This window comes from Streptomyces sp. NPDC058637 (assembly GCF_042717325.1).
GTDB lineage: Bacteria > Actinomycetota > Actinomycetes > Streptomycetales > Streptomycetaceae > Streptomyces.
Genome location: NZ_JBHXRD010000007.1, coordinates 1 through 21776 on the forward strand (window position 1 = coordinate 1; position 21776 = coordinate 21776).

The following is a 21776-nucleotide window of genomic DNA, read 5'->3' on the forward strand; positions in this document are numbered from 1 at the left end:
CGCCCGCACCGGACAGGCGGTCCGGGGGTGCCGCCGCACGGGCGCCGAGCAGCACCGGCGCGCCCGCCGCGGCGGCGAGCAGCCGCAGCGGCCTCACCGGGCGGCCTTGAGGTGTTCGGCGAAGGCCAGGAGTTCGGCGTACTGCTCGGACAGTGCGGCCGGGCCGCCGTCCGGGTCCTTGAAGTAGAAGCCGAGCTCGGGCCGGGGGCCCGTCAGTCCGGCCTCGTGGGACCGGGCGAGCAGCCGGGCCAGGTCGAGGATCAGTGGAGCGGCCAGCGCCGAGTCGCAGCCCTGCCAGATCGTCTGGAGGATCATCCGCGAGCCGAGGAAGCCGTCGAACGCGATGTGGTCCCACGCGGTCTTCCAGTCGCCCATCGCCGGGACGTCGTCGATGTGGACCTCGCCCTCCGGGGCGGCCCCGAGGGTGTCGGCGAGCACGCGTTCCTTGCCGGCGTTCTTGGCCGCGGCGGCGGCCGGGTCGGCCAGCGCCGCCCCGTCCCCGCCGCCCAGCAGGTTCGTGCCCGACCACGCCCGTACCGGCAGGGCGCGCTGGACGAACATCGGGGCGAGTACGGAGCGGAGCAGCGTCTGGCCTGTCTTGCCGTCGCGTCCGGCGTGGGGAAGTCCGCAGGTGTCGACGGCGTCCTGGAGCCGCGGGCTGCGCAGGCCCGTGGAGGGGGTGAAGTTGACGTACGTGCAGCCGGCGCGGAGGGCGGCCGCCGCGTAGAGGGAGCTGGCGGGCAGGCGGGTGGCGTCCTCGGCGGGTGCGGGCTCGGTCGAGGCGACGTTGATGACGACGGTGCGGGCCAGGTCGTGGCGCCGGGCGAAGTCGGTGAGGTCGGCGGCGAACGCGGCGATGATCTCCTCGTCGGTCCGGGTGTCGCCGGGGTGGGGTCCGCCGGGGCGTATCTCCGCGTCGGCGGCGGCGAGTTCGGCCCGGACGGCCGAGGGGAGTCCGTGCGGGAGCACTCCGCCGGCCGCCAGGGCCTCGGCGCGTTTGGGCAGCGGGCAGTCGAGGGTGTCGTGGCCGCCGAAGACGAGGGAGGTCAGGGGTGGCAGTCCGCTGTCCGCGAAGGGTGGTGTCTCGGTGACCATGCCGGTCGCCGGGTGGAGGCCCGCGGCGATGGCGGCGCACCCCGCGGTGGCGGTGGTGGCGACGGAGCCGCGTGCTCCGATGAACCAGACTCCGGTACGTGCGGCATGTGCGGTCACGGGCTGCCTCCCTGGGGGGACGAAGAGGGGTTGGGTGGACGGTGGGCGGGGAGAGCGCGCTTCCCCGCCCACCGTCGGCAGAGGTGGCCGCCCTACGTGGAGGGCAGCTCCTTCAGCTGGATGTCGCGGAAGGACACCTGGTCGGCGGCCCCGTGGTTCTGGAGGCCGATGTAGCCGTTCCTGAGGCTGCGGACCGGGTCGGTGTTGGTGAAATCGTTGATCTTCACCCCGTTGAGGAAGACCTGGAGCCGTTCGCCCTGGACCTTGATCTCGTAGCTGTTCCACTGGCCGGGCGGCCTCAGGACCTGGTCACGGGCCTTGATGTCGGCCGACTTGAAGGTGTAGACGGCCCCCGTGGTGCGGTCCGCCGCGTCCGTGGCGTCGATCTGGACCTCGTAGCCCTTGTTGACGGCCGACCAGGGGTCGTCGGACTCGGGGAAGCCGACGAAGATGCCCGAGTTGTCGTCTCCCGCCATCTTCCAGTCGAGCTTCAGCGAGTACGACTTCAGCTCCTTGGCCTGGTAGGTCAGCAGGCCCATGCCGCCCTCGGAGCGCAGCTCACCGTCGGCGACGGCGAACTTTCCGGGGCCGGCCTGCTTCCAGCCGTCGAGCGTCTTGCCGTTGAAGATCGACCGGTAGCCGGTGTCCGGCTTGCAGTTGGCCTTCACCTGGCCGGCGGCGTAGCGCAGTCCGCCCAGCAGGTGCTGGCGCAGGGCGGGTTCGGCGTAGGACTCCTTGGTGTGGCCGAGGCCGGTGTAGAAGGAGCGGCCGCCCTGGTAGGTCTGGCACCAGGCGATCGGGTGGTCGCCCTTCATGGTGCCGCCGGTGTAGCTCGTCTCGTCGAGCGTGGCCAGGACCTGGGCCTTGTCCCGGGGGTTGGTGCGGTAGTTGTACCACTCGTCGGTGCGGTCCCAGGCCTCGTCCAGGTGTGCGGTCGCCGGGTGGTCGTGGTTCTCCACGCGGATGGTCGCGGGCTGGATCTGCGGGTGCGAGTCGAAGTACGCGCCGACGAGTCCGCCGTAGAACTCCCAGTCGTATTCGGTGTCGGCGGCCGCGTGGACGCCCATGTAGCCGCCTCCGGTGGCCACGAAGTTCTCGAACGCCTTCTTCTGGCCGGCGTCGAGGACGTCACCGGTCGTGGAGAGGAAGACGACGGCGTCGTAGCGGGCCAGGTTGCTGGTGGTGAACTGGCCGGCCTCCTCGGTGGAGTCGACGGTGATGTTGGTGGTCCTGCCCAGTTCCTTCAGGGCGGTGATGCCGGTCGGGATGGAGTCGTGGCGGAAGCCGCCGGTCTTGGAGAAGACGAGGACCCGCTTGGCGGTCCGGTCCACGGGGCTGTTGGAGAGTTCGAAGTCGTCCACGTCGTAGAGCGCTCCGTCGCCGCCCTTGAAGACCAGGAAGAGTTCCGTGGCCTTCTTCGGCGCGCCGCGCAGGGGCACGTCGATGTCCTGGAACGTGTCCCAGCTGCCGGTCACCGGTACGGGTGCCGAGCCGAGGATCTTTCCGGTGGCGGAGCCTGCCCGCACCTCCAGGAAGCCTCCCGCACCCGCGGAGGACGTGCGTGCGGTGAGCTTGGTGGTGCCGCCGAGGATGTACGGGGTGAAGGAGATCCAGTCGTCGTTGTGGATGTCGCCGACGGTCCGGCCGCCGTGGGCACTGGTCTTGCTCGGTGTGGTGACGCCGGAGGAGTTGTCGTAGTGCTCGGCCTGGCGGTGGCGCGGCTGGAGCTGGGCCTGGTCGCGCCCGGTGAGCGCCGCCTGGCCGCCGCCTCCGCCGTCCGTGTAGGAGGCGGAGATGCCGCCGTAGATGTTGGCGTTCGGGTCGTGCCCGCCTTCCATCGCGGTCTTGATGGTGCCTTCACAGCCGTGCTCGGTGGTGATGTCGTGGCCGTGGCTGTCATGCCCCAGGGTGAACTTGACCTCGACCTCGGTGCAGTCGATGGTGCCGTCCTCCGGGTCGGTGACGGTGACCTTGAAGGGCACCTCGTCCCCGAACGCGAACTGCTGCCCGTCGCTGGGGGCCTGCAGCACGACGGTGGGGGCGGTGTTGCCGACCGTCACGTGCACGCTGGCCGATCCGGTGCGGCCGGCCGGGTCCTCGGCGGTCACGGTCGCGACGTACGTGCCGTTCTTCTTGTACGTGTACGTGGGGTTCGCGGCGGTCGACTTCCCGCCGTCGCCGAAGTCCCAGGTGTACGTCAGGGCGTCGCCGTCCCCGTCGGTGGTGCCGGCCGAGGAGAACTTCACCCTGAGCGGTGCGACGCCGGAGGTCTTGTCGGACGAGGCCTCGGCGATGGGTGAACGGCCGCCCGTGGCGTTCTCGATGCGGTACAGCGCGGAGTTCTCGTCGCCGCCGAACCAGGCGAGGCCGTAGTCCAGGACGTACAGGGCCCCGTCGGGCCCGAAGGCCATGTCCATCACCTGGGTCCCGGACCACGGGATGTCGTTGACCGACTGGACCGCGCCCTCGCCGTCCTGCTCGATGCGCTTGATCCACTGCCGGCCGAACTCACCGGCGAAGAAGTCCCCGTCGTACTCCTCGGGGAACTTGACCGGCGAGTCGAGGTCCGCGTCGTAGTGGTAGACGGGCCCGCCCATCGGGGACTCGGAACCGGTGCCGAACTCGGGCACGGACCCGCCGTCGTACGGGATCCAGGCGGCCTGCGCCGGGGGCAGGTCCACCAGACCGGTGTTGTGCGGCGACTCGTTCTTCGGGGCGGCGCAGTCGAACGGGGCACCGGAGGTCTTCGTCGCGAAGTCGTAGTCGTTGAAGGCGTCGTTGTCGCCGGTGCAGAACGGCCAGCCGAAGTTCCCGGGCTTCGTCACCCTGGCGAACTCCACCTGTCCGGCCGGTCCGCGGTTCGGGTCGGCGGCACCCGCGTCGGGGCCGTAGTCACCGACGTACAGGATGCCGGTGGCCTTGTCGACGCTGAAGCGGAACGGGTTGCGGAATCCCATGGCGTAGATCTCGCCGCGGGTCCTGTCCGTCCCCGGGGCGAAGAGGTTGCCCTCCGGGACGGTGTACGAGCCGTCGTCGGCGACCTTGATGCGGAGGATCTTGCCGCGGAGGTCGTTGGTGTTGCCGGAGGTGCGGCGGGCGTCGAACGCCGGGTTGCGGTCCGGGCGCTCGTCGAGCGGGGTGAATCCGTCGGAGGCGAACGGGTTGGAGTCGTCGCCCGTCGACAGGTACAGGTTGCCCTGCGCGTCGAAGTCGATGTCGCCGCCGACGTGGCAGCAGATGCCGCGGGTGGCGGGGACGTCGAGGATCTTCTTCTCGCTGGCGTTGTCGAGGGTGCCGTCCGCCTTCAGCACGAAGCGGGAGAGGCGGTTCACCCCGTCGAACTTCGCGAAGTCGGCGGCGGTGCCGGTCTCCGGGGCGTCTCCGGCGGGGGTGTCCAGCGGAGGAGCGTAGTAGAGGTAGATCGCCCGGTTCTCCGCGAAGTCCGGGTCTACGCCGACGCCCTGGAGCCCTTCCTCGTCGTGCGAGTAGACGGGCAGGGTGCCGGAGACGCGGGTGTTGCCCGCGCTGTCGGTGATCCGCAACTCGCCGTTGCGCGAGGTGTGCAGCACACTGCGGTCGGGGAGTACGGCCAGCGACATGGGTTCGCCGGTCTCCGCGGCACCCTTGGCGAGCGTGACCTGCTGGAAGTCCTCGGCGGCGTCCTGCGCTGCCGGGGCCGCCGGCGCGTCGTCGGCGGTGGCGGGCGAGGAGCCCAGGGTGAGGGTGGCGGCTGCGAGCAGTCCGCCGGTGAAGAGGGCGAGTGATTTTCGGGCGCGGAGCCGTCTGCTGCTTCTGTGCACGTGCGTCCTCCGGAGTGTGCCGGTTGTTCGGGCGGGTGCGTTCTGCCGTTCCGCGCGGGGACTGCCGCGCTCGTCACCGGGGCTGTGGGGCCCCGGTGACGCGAGTCATGTCGTGTACACGTATGGGACGGTAGCTGTGTTCGTCCGGTACGGAAAGCCCTTGCGCAGGGCCTGAGTTCAACTTCTACCCGAGCCAGGACAAAGCCGTTTCAGGGCACACCGAACCGCCCCGGCGGCCCCTTCGAGCCCCGTCGGCGGCCCACAGAAAGCCCTCCGGCGATTGAGGAGCGGGGCGCTCCGGGGGGCGGAGCCCCGGCGCTCACGGCGGCCCACCGAAGCCCCTCCGGCGATTGAGGAGCGGGGCTCCGGGGCAGCGCCCTGGAAACCTCAGTCGCCGCCCCCGAACGCCGCGTCGAACGACGCACTGGGCGGGTCGAAATCGAACCGCTTCAGCGACGCGAGCGCCTCCGGCGCCCCCGTCAGCCGGTCCATGCCCGCGTCCTCCCACTCCACCGACACCGGCCCCTCGTACCCGATGGACCGCAGCATCCGGAAGACGTCCTCCCAGGGCACGTCACCGTGCCCGGCCGAGACGAAGTCCCAGCCGCGCCGCGGGTCGCCCCACGGCAGATGGGAGCCGAGCCGGCCGTTGCGGCCGTCGAGGCGCTTGCGGGCCTCCTTGCAGTCGACGTGGTAGATCCGGTCCCGGAAGTCGTAGAGGAAGCCGACCGGGTCGAGGTCCTGCCACACGAAGTGGCTCGGGTCGAAGTTCAGCCCGAACGCGGCCCGGTGGCCGACGGCCTCCAGGGCGCGGTGCGTCGTCCAGTAGTCGTACGCGATCTCGCTGGGGTGCACCTCGTGGGCGAAGCGCACGCCCTCCGCGTCGAAGACGTCCAGGATCGGGTTCCACCGCTCCGCGAAGTCCTCGTAGCCGCGCTCGATCATGTGCGGCGGGACCGGCGGGAACATGGCGACGAGATGCCAGATCGAGGACCCGGTGAAACCGATGACCGTGTCCACACCGAACGCGGCCGCCGCCCGCGCGGTGTTCTTGATCTCCTCCGCGGCCCGCCTGCGTACGCCTTCGGGCTCCCCGTCGCCCCAGATCCGGCCGGGCAGGATGCCCTGGTGGCGTTCGTCGATCGGGTTGTCGCAGACCGCCTGGCCCACCAGGTGGTTGGAGATCGCCCAGCACTTCAGTCCGTACTTGTCGAGCAGCTGCCGCCGCCCGTCGAGGTAGCCGGGGTCCGCGAGTGCCTTGTCGACCTCGAAGTGGTCTCCCCAACAAGCGAGTTCGAGGCCGTCGTAGCCGAAGTCCCGGGCGTGCCGGCAGACCTCCTCCAGCGGCAGGTCGGCCCACTGGCCGGTGAAGAGGGTGAACGGACGGGGCATGCGCGGGACCTCCTAGAAGGGGACCGGGGTGTGGACGGAGTTCTTCGCGGCGCTCTCCTCGACGGCGGCGAGCACCCGCTGCACCTGGAGGCCGTCGGCGAACGACGGCACGGGCGCGGTGCCCGTGGCGATGGTGTGCACCACGTCGCGGGCCTGGTGGACGAACGTGTGCTCGTAGCCCAGCGCGTGGCCAGGCGGCCACCACGCCTCCAGGTAGGGGTGTTCGGGTTCCGTGACGAGGATCCGGCGGAAACCGGCCGAGGTCGCGGGTTCGGTGTGGTCGTGGAAGGACAGCTCGTTGAGCCGTTCCAGGTCGAAGGCGATCGACCCCAGCTCACCGTTGACCTCCAGGCGCAGGGCGTTCTTACGGCCGGCCGCCATGCGCGTCGCCTCGAAGGAGGCAAGCGCACCGGAGGCGAGGCGCCCGGTGAACAGGGCCGCGTCGTCGACGGTGACCGCCCCCCGTGCGGTCCCGTCCGCGGTGCCGGACAGTCCGGCCGCCGGACCGGCGAGGACGGGGCGTTCGCGGACGAACGTCTCGGTCACCGCCGACACCCCGACGAGCAGTTCCCCGGCCAGGAACTGGGCGAGGTCGACGATGTGCGCCCCGAGGTCTCCCAGCGCACCGGATCCGGCGTGCTCGCGCTTGAGCCGCCAGGTCAGCGGCGATTCGGGGTCGACCAGCCAGTCCTGGAGGTAGGTGGCCCGCAGGTGCCGCAGGGGGCCGAGCCGGCCTTCGGCGATCAGCTTGCGGGCGTACGTGATCGCGGGCACCTTGCGGTAGTTGAAGCCCACGATCGCCACCTGGCCGCGGGAGGCGGCCCGTTCGGCCGCGTCCACCATGGCCTCCGCCTCGGCGACCGAGTTGGCGAGCGGCTTCTCGCACAGCACGTGCTTTCCCGCCTCCAGAGCGGCGATGGCGATCTCCGCATGGCTGTCGCCGGGTGTGCAGATGTCGACGAGCTGCACGTCGTCCCGGGCGATCAGGGCGCGCCAGTCGGTCTCCGCCGCCGCCCAGCCGTGGCGGGCGGCGGCGGTCTCGACGGCCGTACGGTCGCGTCCGCAGATGGCCGCGAGAGCGGGTCTCATCGGCAGGTCGAAGACGTGTCCCGCGGTGCGCCACCCCTGGGAGTGGGCGGCGCCCATGAACGCGTACCCGACCATGCCGACCCCGAGCGTCGCCGGCCGCTGTGCCGGCGGTGGGGCCTCGGTCTCCTGCTCCGTCTCTTCCCTACGGGCCATGCGGGCTTCCTCCTCGTCGGTGGTTCGGTGGCGGCGGTGGTGCGGGATCAGCTGAAGCCCGTCGGCAGGTACTGGTCGATGTTGTCCTTGGTGACCACGGCCGAGTACAGGGTGAGCGAGGTCGGGATCTCCATCTCGGAGAGGCCCGGGACGCCCTTCCCCTGGCCGAGGGCGCGCGCCAGGTCGATGGCGGAGGCGGCCATCGTCGGCGGGTACAGCACGGTGGCCTTCAGGACGCTGTTGTCGGCCTTGATGGCGTCCATCGCGGACTTGGCCCCTGCTCCGCCGACCATGATGAACTCGTCGCGGCCGGCCTGCTGGATGGCGCGCAGGGCGCCCACGCCCTGGTCGTCGTCGTGGTTCCACAGGGCGTCGAACTGCTTCTGTGCCTGGAGGAGTTGGGCCATCTTCGCCTGGCCGGACTCGACGGTGAAGTCGGCGGCCTGACGGGCCACCAGCTTGATGTTGGAGTAGTTCTTCAGCGCGTCGGCGAAGCCCTGGCTGCGCTGCTTGGTGAGCTCCAGGTTGTCGATGCCCGCGAGCTCGACGACCTTGGCGTCCGCCTTGCCCTTGAGCTGCTCGCCGATGTAGTGGCCGGCGTTGAGGCCCATGCCGTAGTTGTCGCCGCCGACCCAGCAGCGGTAGGCCTGCGGGGAGGCGAAGACGCGGTCCAGGTTGACGACCGGGATGCCCGCCTTCATCGCCTCCAGGCCGACCTGGGTGAGCGCCTTGCCGTCGGCGGGGAGGATGACGAGGACGTCGACCTTCTTGTTGATGAGGGTCTTGACCTGCCCGATCTGGGCGGCGGTGTCGTTCGAGCCCTCGGTGATCTCCAGGGACACCTCGGAGTACTTCTCCGCCCGCGACTTGGCGTTCACGTTGATCGCGTTGAGCCAGCCGTGGTCGGCCTGCGGTCCGGCGAAGCCGATGGTGACGGCCTTGCCCGGCTTGTCGTCGGCGGCGGGCTGGTTGCTCTGGGCGGTTGCCTGGGCCTTGGGCTCGTTGCTGGTACAGGCGGTGAGGAAGGCTCCCGCGGAGACGGCCGCGGTGCCGAAGAGCAGTCCTCTGCGGCTGGTTTCTGGCATGGCTGTCAAACCCTTCATCCGGTGTCTTGACTACGGAACTGCGGGTGGCTGGTCGGTGGCGCGGGAGGGGTCAGGTCTCGCCGTTGCGGAGCGTGCGGCGCTGGACCAGGACGGCGGCGACGATGATCGCGCCCTTGGCGATCTGCTGGACGTCGCTCTGCAGGTTGTTGAGCGCGAAGATGTTGGTGATCGTGGTGAAGACGAGGACCCCGAGCACGGAGCCGACGATGGTGCCGCGGCCGCCGCTGAGGAGGGTGCCGCCGATGATCGCGGCGGCGATGGCGTCGAGCTCGTACAGGTTGCCGTTGGTGTTCTGTCCGGAGCCGGACAGGATGATCAGCATGAAGGCGGCGATGCCGCAGCACAGGCCGGAGAGCAGGTAGAGGTAGAGCCGCTGGCGGCGTACGTCGATGCCGGCGAGCCTGGCCGCTTCCGCGTTGCCGCCGATGGCGACCGTACGGCGTCCGAACGTGGTCCGGTTGAGGACCAGCCAGCCGACGACGGTGACCGCGGCGAAGACCAGGACCAGGGGCGGGATGCCCAGGACGTACGCGTCGGGCAGGCCCAGGTCGAGGACGGACTGGACGGTGACGATCTGGGTCTTGCCGTCGGTGATCTGCAGGGCGAGCCCGCGGGCCGAGGCGAGCATGGCGAGCGTCGCGATGAAGGGGACCATGCGCCCGTAGGCGATGAGGACCCCGTTGACGAGCCCGGCGGCGAGTCCGACGATCACGGCGGTGAACAGGATGCCCGCGAAGCCGAAGTCCTGGGTGGCGAGCGTCGTCGCCCAGACGGAGGCGAGGGCCACCATCGCGCCGACCGAAAGGTCGATGCCGCCGCCGATGATGACCAGGGTCATGCCGACGGTGACGACCCCGATGACGGAGGACTGCGTCAGGATCAGCTGGAGGTTCCCGGTGTCCAGGAACGCGTCGGGTTCGGTGAGACCACCGACGGCCACCAGCACGGCGAGCACGCCGAGCAGGGACAGGTTGCGGACATCGGCGCGCAGGCCGAGTGCGCGCAGACCGCCGGGGGGCGAGGGCGGCGCGGCGGGGCCGGTCGCGGGCCCCTTCTCCGGGCCCTTGTGCTGCGCCGACGGTGCGGGCTGTGTCATGACGTCGGGCTCCCTTCCATGACGAGGTCGAGTACGCGGTGCTCGTCGAGCTCCTGGGCGGCCGCCGTGTGCACGACGCGGCCCTCGCGGAGCACCAGCACCCGGTCGGCGAGGCCCAGCACTTCGGGCACTTCGCTGGAGACGAGCAGTACGGCGAGGCCTTCGTCGGCCAGCCGGCGGATCACGGCGTAGAGCTCGGCGCGGGCGCCGACGTCGACGCCGCGGGTGGGTTCGTCGAGCAGGAGGACCCGGCAGCCGCGCAGCAGCCAGCGGGCCAGGACCGCTTTCTGCTGGTTGCCGCCGGAGAGGGTGCGGACCGCCGCGTCGGGGTTGTCCGGGCGCAGGGAGAGCTCGCGGGTCGCGGTCCTGGCGGCGGTCCGTTCGGCTCCCCGGTCGATCCAGCCGGCGCGGGCGAAGCGGGAGAGGGTGGAGACCGAGACGTTACGGGTGACGGATTCGGTCAACAGGAGGGCCTGCGCCTTGCGTTCCTCGGGGGCGAGGCCGATTCCGGCGGCGACGGCCGCCCGGACGCTGCCGGGTTTCAGCGGCCGTCCCGCGACGGTGACCCGGCCCGCGGTCGGCTTGCGGGCGCCGTAGACGGTCTCCAGGATCTCGGAGCGGCCGGAGCCGACGAGTCCGGCGAGACCGACGATCTCGCCGGGCCTGAGCTCCAGGTCGATCGGTTCGAACTCGCCCTTGCGGTACAGGCCTTCGACGGTGAGCACCGGCTCCGCGTCGCGTCCGGTGCCGGGTGCGGGCCGCTCGGGGAAGACGTATTCGACGTTGCGGCCGGTCATCATGGCAACGATGTCTCGCGTGGGGGTGGACGTGGCGGGAAGCCCCACGGCGACGGCCCGGCCGTCCTTGAGCACGGTCACCCGGTCGCCGATGCGGCGGATCTCCTCCAGGCGGTGCGAGATGTAGACGACGGCGACGCCGTCGGCGGTGAGGCCGTCGACGATGCGGAAGAGGTTGTCGACCTCGTCGGGGTCCAGGGCGGCGGACGGCTCGTCCATCACGATGAGCCGCACGTCGTGGGAGAGCGCCCGGGCCATGGAGACGATCTGCTGGTGGGCGGCGGAGAGGTCGCCGACCGCGCGGGCGGGGTCGATCTCCGGGTGGCCGAGGCGCTTGAGGAGCGCGGCTGCCGCGGTCCTGGCGTCTCGGGTGCGGACGACGAACCCGGCGGTGGTGGGTTCGTGGCCGAGGAAGACGTTCTCGGCGACCGACAGGCCCTCGACCAGGTCGAGTTCCTGGTAGATGGTCGCGATGCCCAGGCGCATCGCGGTGATCGGCGAGGAGAGTCTGACGGGTTCGCCGCGCCAGGTGATGGCGCCGTCGTCGGGCTGGTGGGCTCCGGCCAGCACCTTGATGAGGGTGGACTTTCCGGCGCCGTTCTGGCCGAGGAGGCAGTGGACTTCGCCGGCCTGTACCTCCAGGTCCACACCGTCGAGTGCGCGCACTCCGGGGAAGGACTTGGTGATGCCGGACATGGTGAGCAGGGGTGGTTCAGGTGCCATGACGAATCCCCTCGGCGAAACGGGGGCTCCCCTGCTCGGTCGAGTCCGAGAGCGCGGGGTAGGCCGGTGAGCGGGCAGGGCGCAGTACCGGCGGTGCCGTACTGCTGACGGAACTGCTGGCGGGTGCGGGGGCGGAGCTCGGATCGGGCGGGTGCGGGCGCGGATCGGCCCGCTTACGGGTACGGGGGCGGAGCTCGGATCAGGCTGCTTGCTGCGGTGGCCGCGCGGTGTGGGCCGCACGGCGCACCGGCCCGGACATCAGGCCGGCGAGAACAGGTGGTCGCTGATGAGCCTGGCCGCGCCGATGACTCCGGCGGTCGGCCCCAGCTCACCGAGGACGATGGGGAGGTTGCCCGTGGCCAGCGGCAGGGACTGCCGGTAGACCTGGGTCCGGACGCTGGCCAGCAGGTTGTGGCCGAGCCCGGTCACCCCGCCGCCGATGACGACGAGGCCCGGGTTGAAGAAGCTGACGAGTCCCGCGATGACCTGGCCGACCCTGTTGCCGCCTTCGCGGATCAGGTCCAGCGCGGTGGGGTCCCCGGCCGCCGCCGCGGCGGCCACGTCGACGGCGGTGAGTGTCCCGGCCGCGTCCAGCCGGGCCGCCAGCTCCGCGGACAGGCCCGCGCGGGCTGCGTCCTCGGCGTCACGGGCGAGGGCGGCCCCGCTGAAGTGGGCTTCCAGGCAGCCCCGGTTGCCGCAGGCGCAGGAGCGTCCGTCGGGTTCCACCTGGATGTGGCCGATGTCGCCCGCGCTGCCCGTCGTACCGCGGTAGACCTCGCCGCCGACGACGATGCCGCAGCCGATACCCGTACCGATCTTGACGCAGAGGAAGTCGCCCACGGAGCGGGCGACGCCCGCGTGCTGCTCCCCCATGGCCATCAGGTTCACGTCGTTGTCGACCATGACGGGGCAGCCCAGTTCCTGGCTGAGCGCCTCGCGGACCGGGAAGCCGTCCCAGCCGGGCATGATCGGTGGTGCGACCGGTATGCCCTCCGGGAAGCGGACCGGGCCGGGTACGCCGATGCCGGCGCCGTCGAATCCTTCGGCGAGGCCGGAGGCCCGGAGCTTGGCCGCCATCGACAGCACCTGCTCGAAGACGGCGACGGGCCCTTCGCGTACGTCCATGGGGTGGTTGAGGTGTCCGAGGACCTCCAGCTCCGCGTTGGTGACGGCCACATCGATGGAGGTGGCGCCGATGTCGACGCCGAGGAAGCGCAGTGCGGGGGCGAGCCGGATGTTGTGCGAGCGGCGTCCGCCGCGGGAGGCGGCGAGCCCGTCGGCGACGACGAGTCCGGTCTCCAGCAGCCGGTCCACCTCGACGGCCAGTTTGGAGCGCGAGAGGTCGACCTGGTCCCCCAGCTGTGCACGGGAGTTGGGTCCTCCGTCGCGCAACAGCCGGAGCAGCCGCGCCTGATGCGTGTTCGCGGGTCGTGCCGTCATCCGTCTCACGCGTCCCTCCCCGCCACATCGGCCAGTCCGTCGGGCTTTCGAGTGGGAACGTAGCAGCGGTTCACCGGAGTGGGAAGAAGTTGCGCAGGAATCCGCTCCAACTTTCTCCACACTCAGGACAAAGCTGGGATGCCCGACCACGCGCCGGGGACAGCGGGAGGGGCCGGAACGCCTGCGTTCCGGCCCCTCCCCCGCACGCGCCCTCAGCCCTTTTCGCGCTGGTGGTAAGCCGTGCGTGTGTGTTCCGTGTGCGCCCGCATGATCTCGGTCGCCCGCCGTTCGTCCCGTGAGGAGATCGCCTCGATCAGCGCGCGGTGCTCGATCCAGGACCGGGCGCCGCGCTGACGGGCCACCGGCGTGTGGTACCAGCGGACCCGGCGGTCGACCTGCGCGGCCAGCTCGGCGAGGACGACGTTGCCGGCCAGCTCCATGACCTTGGCGTGGAAGGCCGCGTTCGTGGCGACGGCGAGGTCCACGTCGTCCGCGTCGGCGGCCCGCTCCCCCTGGGCGCAGAGCTCCTGGAGCGCCTCGATGCCCGCCTTGCCGGAGTTGGCGGCGGCGAGCCGGGCCGCCTCGGCCTCCAGGAGCGTGCGCACCGAGAGCAGCTGGTCCGCCTCCTCCTCGGTGGGCTCGTGGACGAAGGCGCCCTGCGCGGGACGCAGATCGACCCAGCCCTCGGTGTTGAGACGCTGGAGCGCCTCGCGCACCGGCTGGCGCGACACCCCGAGATGCCCGGCCAGCTCGCTCTCGACCAGATGCCGGCCGGGTCCGAGCACCCGCGTGGTGATCAGCTCCAGCAGTGTCTCGTAGACGCGCTCGCGCAACGGTCCCGGCCGTTCGAGCTTCGGCACCGTTCCCTGCGGCAGTCCTGCGGACAACATCGCGGTCCCCCTCCGGGCGCCCGGCAATCGCCTTTTGTCTACAGCCTACCGAGCACGGCTCAGGGGCAGCGGATCACTTGGCCCGCGTACGAGAGGTTCCCGCCGAAGCCGAAGAGCAGGGCCGGCGCGCCGCTCTCGATCTCGCCCCGTTCCACCAGCTTGGACAGGGCCATGGGGATCGACGCGGCGGAGGTGTTGCCGGAGTCCACCACATCCCGGGCGATGACCGCGTTGACCGCGCCGATCTTCCGGGCGACGGGCTCGATGATCCGCAGGTTGGCCTGGTGCAGCACGACGGCGGCGAGGTCCTCGGGGGTGATGCCCGCCCGCTCGCAGACCTTGCGGGCGATCGGCGGCAGCTGTGTGGTCGCCCAGCGGTAGACGGACTGGCCCTCCTGCGCGAACCGCGGGGGCGTGCCCTCGATGCGTACGGCGTGGCCCATCCCCGGCACCGAACCCCACAGGACGGGCCCGATCCCGGGCCGGTCACCGGCGCCCGGGTCCGCGACGACGACGGCGGCCCCGGCGCCGTCTCCCATCAGGACGCAGGTGGAGCGGTCGGTCCAGTCGACGATGTCGCCCATCTTGTCGGCGCCGATGACCAGGGCGCGGGTGGCGGCACCGGCCCGGATCGCGTGGTCCGCGGTGGCCAGCGCGTGGGTGAACCCGGAACAGACCACGTTGATGTCCATCACGGCGGGCGAGCTCATGCCCAGGCGGGCGGCGACCCGGGCCGACATGCTCGGCGAGCGGTCGATCGCGGTGGAGGTGGCGACGAGGACCATGTCGATGTCCGCCGCGTGGAGACCGGCCGAGGCCAGCGCCTTGGCAGCCGCGTGCGCGGCCAGCTCGTCCACCGGCTCGTCGGGCCCGCCCACGTGCCGGGTCTTGATGCCGACGCGGCTGGTGATCCACTCGTCGCTGGTGTCGACCATGGCCGCCAGGTCGTGGTTGGTCAGCACCTTGGCAGGCTGGTAGTGGCCGAGCGCCACGACACGTGAGCCGGTCATGTACGGGTTCCCCTCGCTACGGATGGCAGGAACCACCCAGTCTTGGTTGCTACCGATCGGTACAAGGGCACGTAACCCCACAGGAATATGCGCCGGAGCTTGGAGCGTCTGGAAGCCCTTCCGGGGAACTCTGGCACCCACCTGCCACACAACCCGCCGGTCCGGCACGGTGGGGCCCACGAGAGGCACACCCTGTCACGACACGCGCCTCTCCACCCCCACCGAAGGCATACTGTAGACAATATCCCGCCGCCCAGGTCCATCTCATCGCCCGGGTCCGCACCTGGCGGTCATGCGCCGCGACGGCGTGCGGGTGCTCGGACCGTGCGGTGACATCCCCGCACGGTCCGGTGCGCTTTCGTTCAGCTCAGGGTTCGAGAACGACGCGATCGTCGAGGTCACCTCGCCGCACGACAGCCCGGTGACCCATGGCAACCTCTGTAGCAAGGGCCGGTTCGGCTGCCGACACGTACAGAATCGGGAGTGACGGCTATGGGACGTGTCACGGAACGTCGCCGCACCATCCGCATCCGGGACGGGGCCGTCACCACCCGGCCCGACACCCTCGTCGCGGAGGAGCCCCTGGAGATCCGGCTGAACGGCAAGCCGCTCGCCATCACGATGCGCACCCCGGGAGACGACTTCGCGCTCGCCGCCGGTTTCCTGGTGAGCGAGGGCGTGATCGGCGAGGGCTCCGAGGTGCAGTCGATCGTCTACTGTGCCGGGGCGACGGCCGACGGGGTGAACACGTACAACGTGGTGGACGTGCGGCTCGCGGCGGGCGTCGTGGTCCCCGACATCACGCTGGAACGCAACGTGTACACCACGTCGTCCTGCGGGCTCTGCGGCAAGGCGAGCCTCGACGCCGTACGCACGACGACCCGTCACCCGGTCGCCGACACTCCCCCGGTCCGGGTGGAGCCCGCGCTGCTCTCCGCCCTCCCCGACCGGCTGCGCGAGGCGCAGCGGGTCTTCGACCGGACCGGGGGTCTGCACGCAGCCGCGCTGTTCTCACCGGAGGGCGAGCTGGTGGACATCCGGGAGGACGTCGGCCGGCACAACGCGGTCGACAAGCTCGTCGGGCGGGCGCTGACGGACGACCGGCTGCCGCTCTCGCAGTCGATCCTGCTGGTGTCGGGCCGCGCCTCCTTCGAGCTGGTGCAGAAGGCGGTGATGGCCGGGATCCCGATGCTCGCGGCGGTCTCCGCACCGTCGTCACTGGCCGTGGACCTCGCGGCCGAGAGCGGACTGACCCTCGTCGGTTTCCTGCGGGGTTCGTCCATGAACGTGTACGCGGGTGACCACCGCATCGCCCTGGAAACGGTGGTGGGCGGGGGCTGAGGCGGCCTGCCCGCCGCACGCGTCGGGGGGCCGGCCGTCCGGGGTGCGTCCCCTGCGCCGACCGGACCCTCCTGCGCGCCTCAGACGCCTACGACGCCGTCTTTCACGGCGGACACGAACGGGGCCCAGTGGTCCGCCGCGAACGTGAGGGCGGGGCCGTGTGGGTTTTTGCTGTCCCGCACAGGGACAAAACCTGCGAAGTCGTCAGAGATCTCGACGCACGCGCCACCATCCTGGTTGCTGTGGCTGCTCTTGCGCCAGGTGACGGCGCTCAGGTCGATGGGCCTCACGACAGTTCCTCCAACACGTGCAGGATGAATTTTTGCGACTCGGCCGGGGAAAGTGCCAGGTCACGCGTCGCATCGTACGCACGTTGCATGCGCTCCACCGCAACGCCCTCCTCGTGGAGTTCCCCTCCGTACCCGTGCTCCGTGTATGCCACGGTACGGCTGTCCGGCAGTCGCAGAAACCAGACGTCAGTACTCGACAGCCCATGCAACCCGGCACTCTGCGGGAGCACTTGAACCGTCAGGTTCGGCCGCTCCGCCATCTCGGACAGGTACCCGAGTTGGTCCCGCCACTCGTCAGCACTCCGCAATGCTGTCCGAAGGGCAGCCTCCGACAGGATCGTCCGGAACGGCGGCGCACCTTCTCCCTCCAGCAGGTTCCGCCGTCCCATCCGCGCCTCCACCTGCTGCGTCAGCCGTGGCCCGCTGACCCCGCCGGATGCCAGTAATTCCCGCGCGTACCCCGGGGTCTGCAACAACCCCGGCAGCACACTCACCGCGAAGTGCCACAGACTCGTCGCCTCCGCCTCCAGCGCCATGTACCGCCGGTACCGCTCCTTGAACTGCGTCTGGTCGCTGATCGCCAGTTCCCACAACGCCAGCAGCAGCCCCGGTGTCCCGTAGTACTGGTCCAGCGCCTGCACGACCTCCGGCCCGCCGACCGTCTCGCCCTTCTCCATCTTTCCGAACAACGACCAGTCCCAGCCCAGCCGTTCGCCGAGCTGCCGCAGACTGTCGCCGCGCTCGGTCCGCAGGTGCCGCAGCTCCTCCGCGAACCGTGCGCGTGGTTCCCTGCTGCGGCCCGAAACCGCCCGCCTCGTCGGCATCGTGTCCTCCGTGGAACGTGTGGAACGTGACTCACCTGCCGGGGAAGCACATCCCGCTCTCGGTGTGTCGCACCTCTGACCAGGCCACTCTCGTATCGAGCCCCTCACGCAACGTAGCCGCAGGCGTGGGGTCAGGCAGAGGAATCCGCGAAAGCACAACCGAAGGTAGACACCGATGACGCCACCACCGCAGAAGCCGCCCCTCCCCCGCAGGACGCCTCAGGCCGACGCTCCCGACTCCCGAGCAGGACGCAAGGCACCGTCCAAGGTCCAGGAGGCCGTGGCCGCACGCGACGACCTCGCCGCCGCGCTGAGCAGCGCCGGTGTCCAGCTGCCCGCGATGGATGTGCGTACGCCGTGGCCGGACACGGACGGCGACGACAGCACACGGCCGACCCGTTACGCCCTCGTCCACCTCGGTATCTGCTCCGCCCCGGTGGCGCACGCCCTCGCCGTGGTGATCAGGAAGGGAGCGGCCGGGTGACGGATGACGGCGCCCTCTCCGTCGGGGCGGCCGTGCACGACGGCGACAGCGGCCGGGTGGGCCTGGTGATGGGCCACGAGGGCCCCTATCTCCAACTCCGCCCGCTCGGCGGTGGCCGCGAGTGGGACGCGGACCCGTCCCGCCTACGGCCACTCGGCCCGGCCGAGCTGCTGAGCGCCCGCGTCGCCGAAGCCAACGCCCGCAGCCGTACCGACCTCGGGCTGAGCGACATACGGAGTGCCCCGCACACCGGCCCGGCGGAGTAGGGCGCCCGGTGATCACCCGCAGCTCCCGTTGAGGTGCGGGCCGGATCTGCAGGCGGATGCCCTCGGGGGCGAACCCTTCCGGGTCCGCGGCTGCAACCGCCAGGCCGCTGCGGGAGACACGGACACGCATCCATCCGGCCGGGACCCCCGGGGCGGTCCCACCAGGCGAGGCCGTCGGCGGCGAGCGGCAGTGGCAGTCCGGCCGACGCGGCACGCAGTCGCCCGACGACGCCGGCCGCACCGAGGACATCGGGCGGCGCCAGGCCCGCACCACGCTGCTCGAGGCCGTCGCACGCCACCCTGCTCGCCGCCGTCGTCGAGCTCGGCGGTGATCTGGAGCTCCCAGCCACCCGTAACGGGCGCTTGAGGGGCGCGGTCATCCCAGAAGGCTGCGCGGTCAGCGCCGGCTGCCGCCCATGCGGCGGTCATCGGCCAGTGCGGTCAGCGGGCCGTACTCGAGGGCAAGCTCGTTCCACGTCAGAACCTCGCCACAGCGGGCCGGGAACTCCTTCGGGTTGAACTCGGGCATGGTCCAGGAGCCGGTGCCCCGGTCCCGCAGCCACAGGTCCCCGTCACCGTCGACCACAGTCGGCGGGACCGGTACGGGCTCGGCCTGATCGGTGGGCCCCCAGGTGACCCGGCCCGGGTGGGAAGCGCGGCGCAGCTCGGTGGTGGCCAGCCGCGCGGCCAAGTCACGGGTGGACTCTTCTGCGTCCTTGACCGACGCGAGTCGGAATGCGTCGTCAAGTACGGGCAGGGCTGGATTCTTGCTGCGCTTTGAACTCATACGCTGACTACCTCCGGTGGGGGGCGTCACATCCGTTATGGCGCCCCGTAGAGGAACACGATATCCGAGGCGGGAGCCGGGCCGGCTACGACCACCGTCCAGGAGGAGGCGCTGGCACGCCGGGCGGTGGGGCTGGGTGGTGAGCTGGTCCTGGACGTGGCGCAACCCGTGGTGGTAGCGCTCAGATATGGCGGTCCGGGTCGGAGAAGGTGAGGCCAGGCCGCCGGGGGCGAGCCGACGTCGGGCCGGGGCGGGTGCGGGCTCGGGCTCGCCGAGCGGCTGGCGGAAGTCGGCGCCCGCCCGCCTGGGCGGGTACGGGAGCGTCGGAAGCGGGCTAGGGGAAGGCGGGCGGCGAGAGCGGTCGACGGTCGGTCATGATCCCTGGTCTCCCAGGTCCGGCCCTGCGGGCAGGGCCGGGCTGGTTGTTTCAGCTCACCGGAACGGAGCGGTCGAGCCACTGCTACCGCCGGTGAACCGGCCCGGACCGCCGAGACCGGGCGGCACACTGCGCGGGTGACCACGACCTCCGCCTGAACCGGGTTCGGAAACCTCCACGACCTGGAGGGCGACGCGGGTGTCCTGTTCGCGCAGATCGATCCGCGCCCCGGAGGTCCCGGAGGAGCACGGCAGGCCCTGGCGGATCGCGTGTACGAGTGGGAGCCTGAGCGGACTCCTCGCGGCGGCCCGTGCGGGCCTGGGCCTGATGGCGCACACCCGGGGGCTGATCCCTCCGGAGCTGGTTCCGGTGCCTGCCAGGGCGGGTCCGTCGGAGCTCGGCGAGGTGGATCTCGTCCTGCTGCACGGGCGGCGCGGGGACGCCGCCCAGGAGGCGGCCGGCGCCCTGGCCGCCTCGATCCTGGCGGGCGGCGACCGGCTGTACCGCGGTCCGGGCACGTCCCCGCGCACGGCGCCGGCGTAAGCACGGCGTACAGATTCGGTGGAGATTCCCGCGCGAGCTACTTACCCGGCGGTCAGAAGTGCGCCCGAGCCCGGCCCATCTGGCCCGATTTCTGTGGGCGGCCTGTCCGGATGCCTCGATTTCAGGAGACTTCGGACCCTCCCGCCGCCGTGCCGGGTGGGGTAGCGTCGCGGCGCCGTGCGGAGCGCCACAAGGAGCAGGTCATTGCGCGAGTTCACTGTCCCACCCATGGCCGCCGCCCCTCAAGTCGGCGGCCTCGCCGACACCGTCTTCGACTACGCGGAGGACGATCCGCACCGGATCACCCTCGGCCGCAAGGACGCGGACGGACAGTGGCACGACGTCACCGCCGCCGCCTTCCGCGACGAGGTGCTCGCGCTGGCCAAGGGGCTGATCGCGCACGGCGTCCGGTTCGGCGACCGGGTCGCGCTGATGTCCCGTACCCGCTACGAGTGGACGCTCTTCGACTACGCGCTCTGGACGGTGGGCGCGCAGTCCGTGCCCGTCTATCCGACGTCGTCGGCCGAGCAGGTCCTGTGGATGCTGCACGACGCCGAGGTAGCGGCCGTGATGGTGGAGCACGAGGACCATGCCATGACGATCGGTTCGGTCATCGACCGGCTGCCGCACCTGAAGCGGCTCTGGCAGCTGGACGCCGACGCGGTGACCGAGCTCGTGGACGCCGGGGCCCAGATCGAGGACGAGGTCGTGCACCGGCACCGGCGCGCCGTGACCCCGGACTCGGTGGCGACGCTGATCTACACCTCCGGCACGACGGGGCGCCCCAAGGGCTGCGTGATCACCCACGCCAACTTCATGTTCGAGTCCGACACCATGGTCTCCCGCTGGGCGCCGGTGTTCCGCTCCAGGCCCGGCGACGAGGCCGCGACACTGCTCTTCCTGCCGCTCGCCCACGTCTTCGGCCGGATGGTGGAGATAGCGGCGCTGCGGGGCCGGGTGAAGCTGGGCCACCAGCCGGAACTCTCGGCGAAGGCGCTGATGCCGGACCTGGTGTCGTTCCGCCCGAGCTTCATCCTCGCGGTGCCGTACATCTTCGAGAAGGTCTTCGACGGGGCGCGGCGCAAGGCGGAGGCGGAGGGCCGGCTCGGGCCGTTCGACAGGTCCGTGGAGATCGCGGTGAAGTACGCGGAGGCGATGGAGGAGCGGGCCTTCGGCACGGGCCCGGGGCCCTCCGCCGGACTGCGGATGCAGCACCAGTTCTTCGACAAGGTCGTCTACCGGAAGGTCCGCGACGCCATGGGCGGCCGGGTGCGGCACGCGATGTCGGGCGGCTCCGGCATGGACCGGCAGCTGGGCCTGTTCTTCGAGGGCGCGGGCGTCACGATCTACGAGGGGTACGGCCTCACCGAGACGACCGCCGCCGCCACGGCCAATCCGCCCGAACGCACCCGCTACGGCACGGTCGGTCAGCCGATCCCCGGCTCCAGCGTGCACATCGCGAGGGACGGCGAGGTGTGGGTGCACGGCGCGAACGTGTTCTCCGGGTATCTGGGCGACCCGAAGGCCACCGACGCCGTGCTGCACGACGGCTGGCTGGCCACCGGTGACCTGGGGGCGCTCGACGAGGACGGCTATCTGACCATCACCGGACGGAAGAAGGAGATCCTGGTGACGTCCGGCGGCAAGAGCGTGTCGCCGGCCGGCCTGGAGGAGCGGGTGCGCGCGCACCCGCTGGTGGCGCAGTGCATCGTCGTCGGCAACGACCGGCCCTACATCGCCGCGCTGGTGACCGTGGACCAGGAGTCGGTGGACCACTGGCTCGTCATGCAGGGCCGCACACCCATGCCCGCCGCGGACCTGGTGCGCGACCCCGACCTGGAGATGGAGGTCCGCCGGGCGGTGGTGGCCGCGAACACGACGGTGTCCCAGGCGGAGTCCATCCGTACGTTCCGGATCCTGGCGCATCCGTTCACCGAGGAGCACGGTCTGCTGACGCCGTCGCTCAAGCTGAAGCGGAAGTCGATCGAGACGGCGTACGCGGCCGAGGTCGACGCCCTCTATCACTGAGCCGGTCCACGACCGTCCCGGGACACGCTTTCTGATGAGGCGTCACGCACGGGCGCGCCGTTCCGTCCCGTTCTTCCGTTCACCGGTTCGCCGCAGGTGGGAATGCGTAGGCTGCGTTGATCGTTCCTC

At 71.1% G+C, this 21776-nt stretch carries 17 protein-coding genes and 2 pseudogenes; 6 read left to right on the plus strand and 13 right to left on the minus strand.

Going from position 1 to position 21776, the window contains the following annotated elements; genetic code table 11:
* Nucleotides 1-93: 93 nt before the first annotated feature.
* The 10 genes from ACFWVP_RS08615 to ACFWVP_RS08660 all read right to left on the minus strand — a co-directional run bounded on the left by ACFWVP_RS08615 (nt 94) and on the right by ACFWVP_RS08660 (nt 14708).
* Complete coding sequence (locus ACFWVP_RS08615) at nt 94-1212, minus strand: inositol-3-phosphate synthase (RefSeq protein ID WP_384494741.1); 1119 nt, start codon at nt 1210-1212, stop codon at nt 94-96.
* Nucleotides 1213-1304: 92 nt separating this feature from the next.
* Nucleotides 1305-5012, minus strand: a complete 3708-nt coding sequence (locus ACFWVP_RS08620) for a ThuA domain-containing protein (RefSeq protein ID WP_384494742.1) — start codon at nt 5010-5012, stop codon at nt 1305-1307.
* A gap of 387 nt (nt 5013-5399) precedes the next feature.
* Nucleotides 5400-6404 (minus strand): sugar phosphate isomerase/epimerase family protein, encoded by a 1005-nt coding sequence (locus ACFWVP_RS08625; protein ID WP_384494744.1) that lies wholly within the window; start codon nt 6402-6404, stop codon nt 5400-5402.
* Nucleotides 6405-6416: 12 nt separating this feature from the next.
* Complete coding sequence (locus tag ACFWVP_RS08630) at nt 6417-7646, minus strand: Gfo/Idh/MocA family protein (protein ID WP_384494746.1); 1230 nt, start codon at nt 7644-7646, stop codon at nt 6417-6419.
* Nucleotides 7647-7693: 47 nt separating this feature from the next.
* Complete coding sequence (locus ACFWVP_RS08635) at nt 7694-8731, minus strand: substrate-binding domain-containing protein (protein WP_384494748.1); 1038 nt, start codon at nt 8729-8731, stop codon at nt 7694-7696.
* A gap of 70 nt (nt 8732-8801) precedes the next feature.
* Complete coding sequence (locus tag ACFWVP_RS08640; protein ID WP_384494749.1) at nt 8802-9848, minus strand: ABC transporter permease; 1047 nt, start codon at nt 9846-9848, stop codon at nt 8802-8804.
* The gene (locus tag ACFWVP_RS08645) at nt 9845-11368 is read right to left on the minus strand and encodes a sugar ABC transporter ATP-binding protein (protein WP_384494751.1); all 1524 of its coding nucleotides are present in this window, start codon (nt 11366-11368) and stop codon (nt 9845-9847) included. Before ACFWVP_RS08645 ends, ACFWVP_RS08640 begins: the two co-directional genes overlap by 4 nt.
* A gap of 258 nt (nt 11369-11626) precedes the next feature.
* Nucleotides 11627-12808, minus strand: a complete 1182-nt coding sequence (locus ACFWVP_RS08650) for an ROK family protein (protein WP_384494753.1) — start codon at nt 12806-12808, stop codon at nt 11627-11629.
* Nucleotides 12809-13020: 212 nt separating this feature from the next.
* On the minus strand, nt 13021-13698 hold the full coding sequence (locus ACFWVP_RS08655) for a GntR family transcriptional regulator (RefSeq protein WP_384494755.1): 678 nt from the start codon (nt 13696-13698) through the stop codon (nt 13021-13023).
* A gap of 59 nt (nt 13699-13757) precedes the next feature.
* Nucleotides 13758-14708 (minus strand): beta-ketoacyl-ACP synthase III, encoded by a 951-nt coding sequence (locus ACFWVP_RS08660; protein WP_384494757.1) that lies wholly within the window; start codon nt 14706-14708, stop codon nt 13758-13760.
* Nucleotides 14709-15096: 388 nt separating this feature from the next.
* On the opposite strand from ACFWVP_RS08660, the pseudogene ACFWVP_RS08665 reads away from it, so the two are divergent.
* Nucleotides 15097-15195 (plus strand): annotated as a pseudogene (locus tag ACFWVP_RS08665) (Fe-S-binding domain-containing protein); the annotation flags it as partial.
* 5 nt (nt 15196-15200) lie between these two features.
* On the plus strand, nt 15201-16049 hold the full coding sequence (fdhD, locus tag ACFWVP_RS08670; RefSeq protein WP_384494758.1) for a formate dehydrogenase accessory sulfurtransferase FdhD: 849 nt from the start codon (nt 15201-15203) through the stop codon (nt 16047-16049).
* Between the two features lie 80 nt (nt 16050-16129).
* On the opposite strand, the gene ACFWVP_RS08675 is transcribed toward fdhD, so the two are convergent.
* Complete coding sequence (locus ACFWVP_RS08675; protein WP_384494760.1) at nt 16130-16339, minus strand: DUF397 domain-containing protein; 210 nt, start codon at nt 16337-16339, stop codon at nt 16130-16132.
* On the minus strand, nt 16336-17163 hold the full coding sequence (locus ACFWVP_RS08680) for a helix-turn-helix domain-containing protein (RefSeq protein WP_384494762.1): 828 nt from the start codon (nt 17161-17163) through the stop codon (nt 16336-16338). Before ACFWVP_RS08680 ends, ACFWVP_RS08675 begins: the two co-directional genes overlap by 4 nt.
* Before the next feature lie 175 nt (nt 17164-17338).
* Here ACFWVP_RS08680 and ACFWVP_RS08685 point away from each other — a divergent pair, with 175 nt between their 5' ends.
* Nucleotides 17339-17647, plus strand: coding sequence for a hypothetical protein (locus tag ACFWVP_RS08685; RefSeq protein ID WP_384494764.1), 309 nt, complete (start codon nt 17339-17341; stop codon nt 17645-17647).
* A gap of 68 nt (nt 17648-17715) precedes the next feature.
* Nucleotides 17716-17913 (plus strand): hypothetical protein, encoded by a 198-nt coding sequence (locus ACFWVP_RS08690; RefSeq protein ID WP_384495152.1) that lies wholly within the window; start codon nt 17716-17718, stop codon nt 17911-17913.
* A 397-nt stretch (nt 17914-18310) separates the two neighbouring features.
* On the opposite strand, the gene ACFWVP_RS08695 is transcribed toward ACFWVP_RS08690, so the two are convergent.
* Nucleotides 18311-18700, minus strand: coding sequence for a hypothetical protein (locus tag ACFWVP_RS08695; protein WP_384494766.1), 390 nt, complete (start codon nt 18698-18700; stop codon nt 18311-18313).
* A gap of 598 nt (nt 18701-19298) precedes the next feature.
* Here ACFWVP_RS08695 and ACFWVP_RS08700 point away from each other — a divergent pair.
* Together ACFWVP_RS08700 and ACFWVP_RS08705 are read left to right on the plus strand one after the other, a co-directional pair.
* Nucleotides 19299-19619: pseudogene (locus tag ACFWVP_RS08700) on the plus strand (LysR family transcriptional regulator); the annotation flags it as partial.
* Between the two features lie 228 nt (nt 19620-19847).
* Nucleotides 19848-21647, plus strand: a complete 1800-nt coding sequence (locus ACFWVP_RS08705) for an AMP-dependent synthetase/ligase (RefSeq protein WP_384495153.1) — start codon at nt 19848-19850, stop codon at nt 21645-21647.
* The last annotated feature ends 129 nt before the right edge of the window (nt 21648-21776 follow it).

Excerpts from the sequence above, each read along its gene's own strand:
- fdhD (WP_384494758.1), top strand. The coding sequence starts at position 15,201 with ATGGGACGTGTCACGGAACGTCGCCGCACCATCCGCATCCGGGACGGG.
- ACFWVP_RS08645 (WP_384494751.1), bottom strand. The coding sequence starts at position 11,368 with ATGGCACCTGAACCACCCCTGCTCACCATGTCCGGCATCACCAAGTCC.
- ACFWVP_RS08630 (WP_384494746.1), bottom strand. The coding sequence starts at position 7,646 with ATGGCCCGTAGGGAAGAGACGGAGCAGGAGACCGAGGCCCCACCGCCG.
- ACFWVP_RS08625 (WP_384494744.1), bottom strand. The coding sequence starts at position 6,404 with ATGCCCCGTCCGTTCACCCTCTTCACCGGCCAGTGGGCCGACCTGCCG.
- ACFWVP_RS08680 (WP_384494762.1), bottom strand. The coding sequence starts at position 17,163 with ATGCCGACGAGGCGGGCGGTTTCGGGCCGCAGCAGGGAACCACGCGCA.
- ACFWVP_RS08640 (WP_384494749.1), bottom strand. The coding sequence starts at position 9,848 with ATGACACAGCCCGCACCGTCGGCGCAGCACAAGGGCCCGGAGAAGGGG.
- ACFWVP_RS08650 (WP_384494753.1), bottom strand. The coding sequence starts at position 12,808 with ATGACGGCACGACCCGCGAACACGCATCAGGCGCGGCTGCTCCGGCTG.
- ACFWVP_RS08655 (WP_384494755.1), bottom strand. The coding sequence starts at position 13,698 with ATGTTGTCCGCAGGACTGCCGCAGGGAACGGTGCCGAAGCTCGAACGG.
- ACFWVP_RS08635 (WP_384494748.1), bottom strand. The coding sequence starts at position 8,731 with ATGCCAGAAACCAGCCGCAGAGGACTGCTCTTCGGCACCGCGGCCGTC.
- ACFWVP_RS08690 (WP_384495152.1), top strand. The coding sequence starts at position 17,716 with ATGGGCCACGAGGGCCCCTATCTCCAACTCCGCCCGCTCGGCGGTGGC.
- ACFWVP_RS08660 (WP_384494757.1), bottom strand. The coding sequence starts at position 14,708 with ATGACCGGCTCACGTGTCGTGGCGCTCGGCCACTACCAGCCTGCCAAG.
- ACFWVP_RS08705 (WP_384495153.1), top strand. The coding sequence starts at position 19,848 with ATGGCCGCCGCCCCTCAAGTCGGCGGCCTCGCCGACACCGTCTTCGAC.
- ACFWVP_RS08685 (WP_384494764.1), top strand. The coding sequence starts at position 17,339 with ATGACGCCACCACCGCAGAAGCCGCCCCTCCCCCGCAGGACGCCTCAG.
- ACFWVP_RS08695 (WP_384494766.1), bottom strand. The coding sequence starts at position 18,700 with ATGAGTTCAAAGCGCAGCAAGAATCCAGCCCTGCCCGTACTTGACGAC.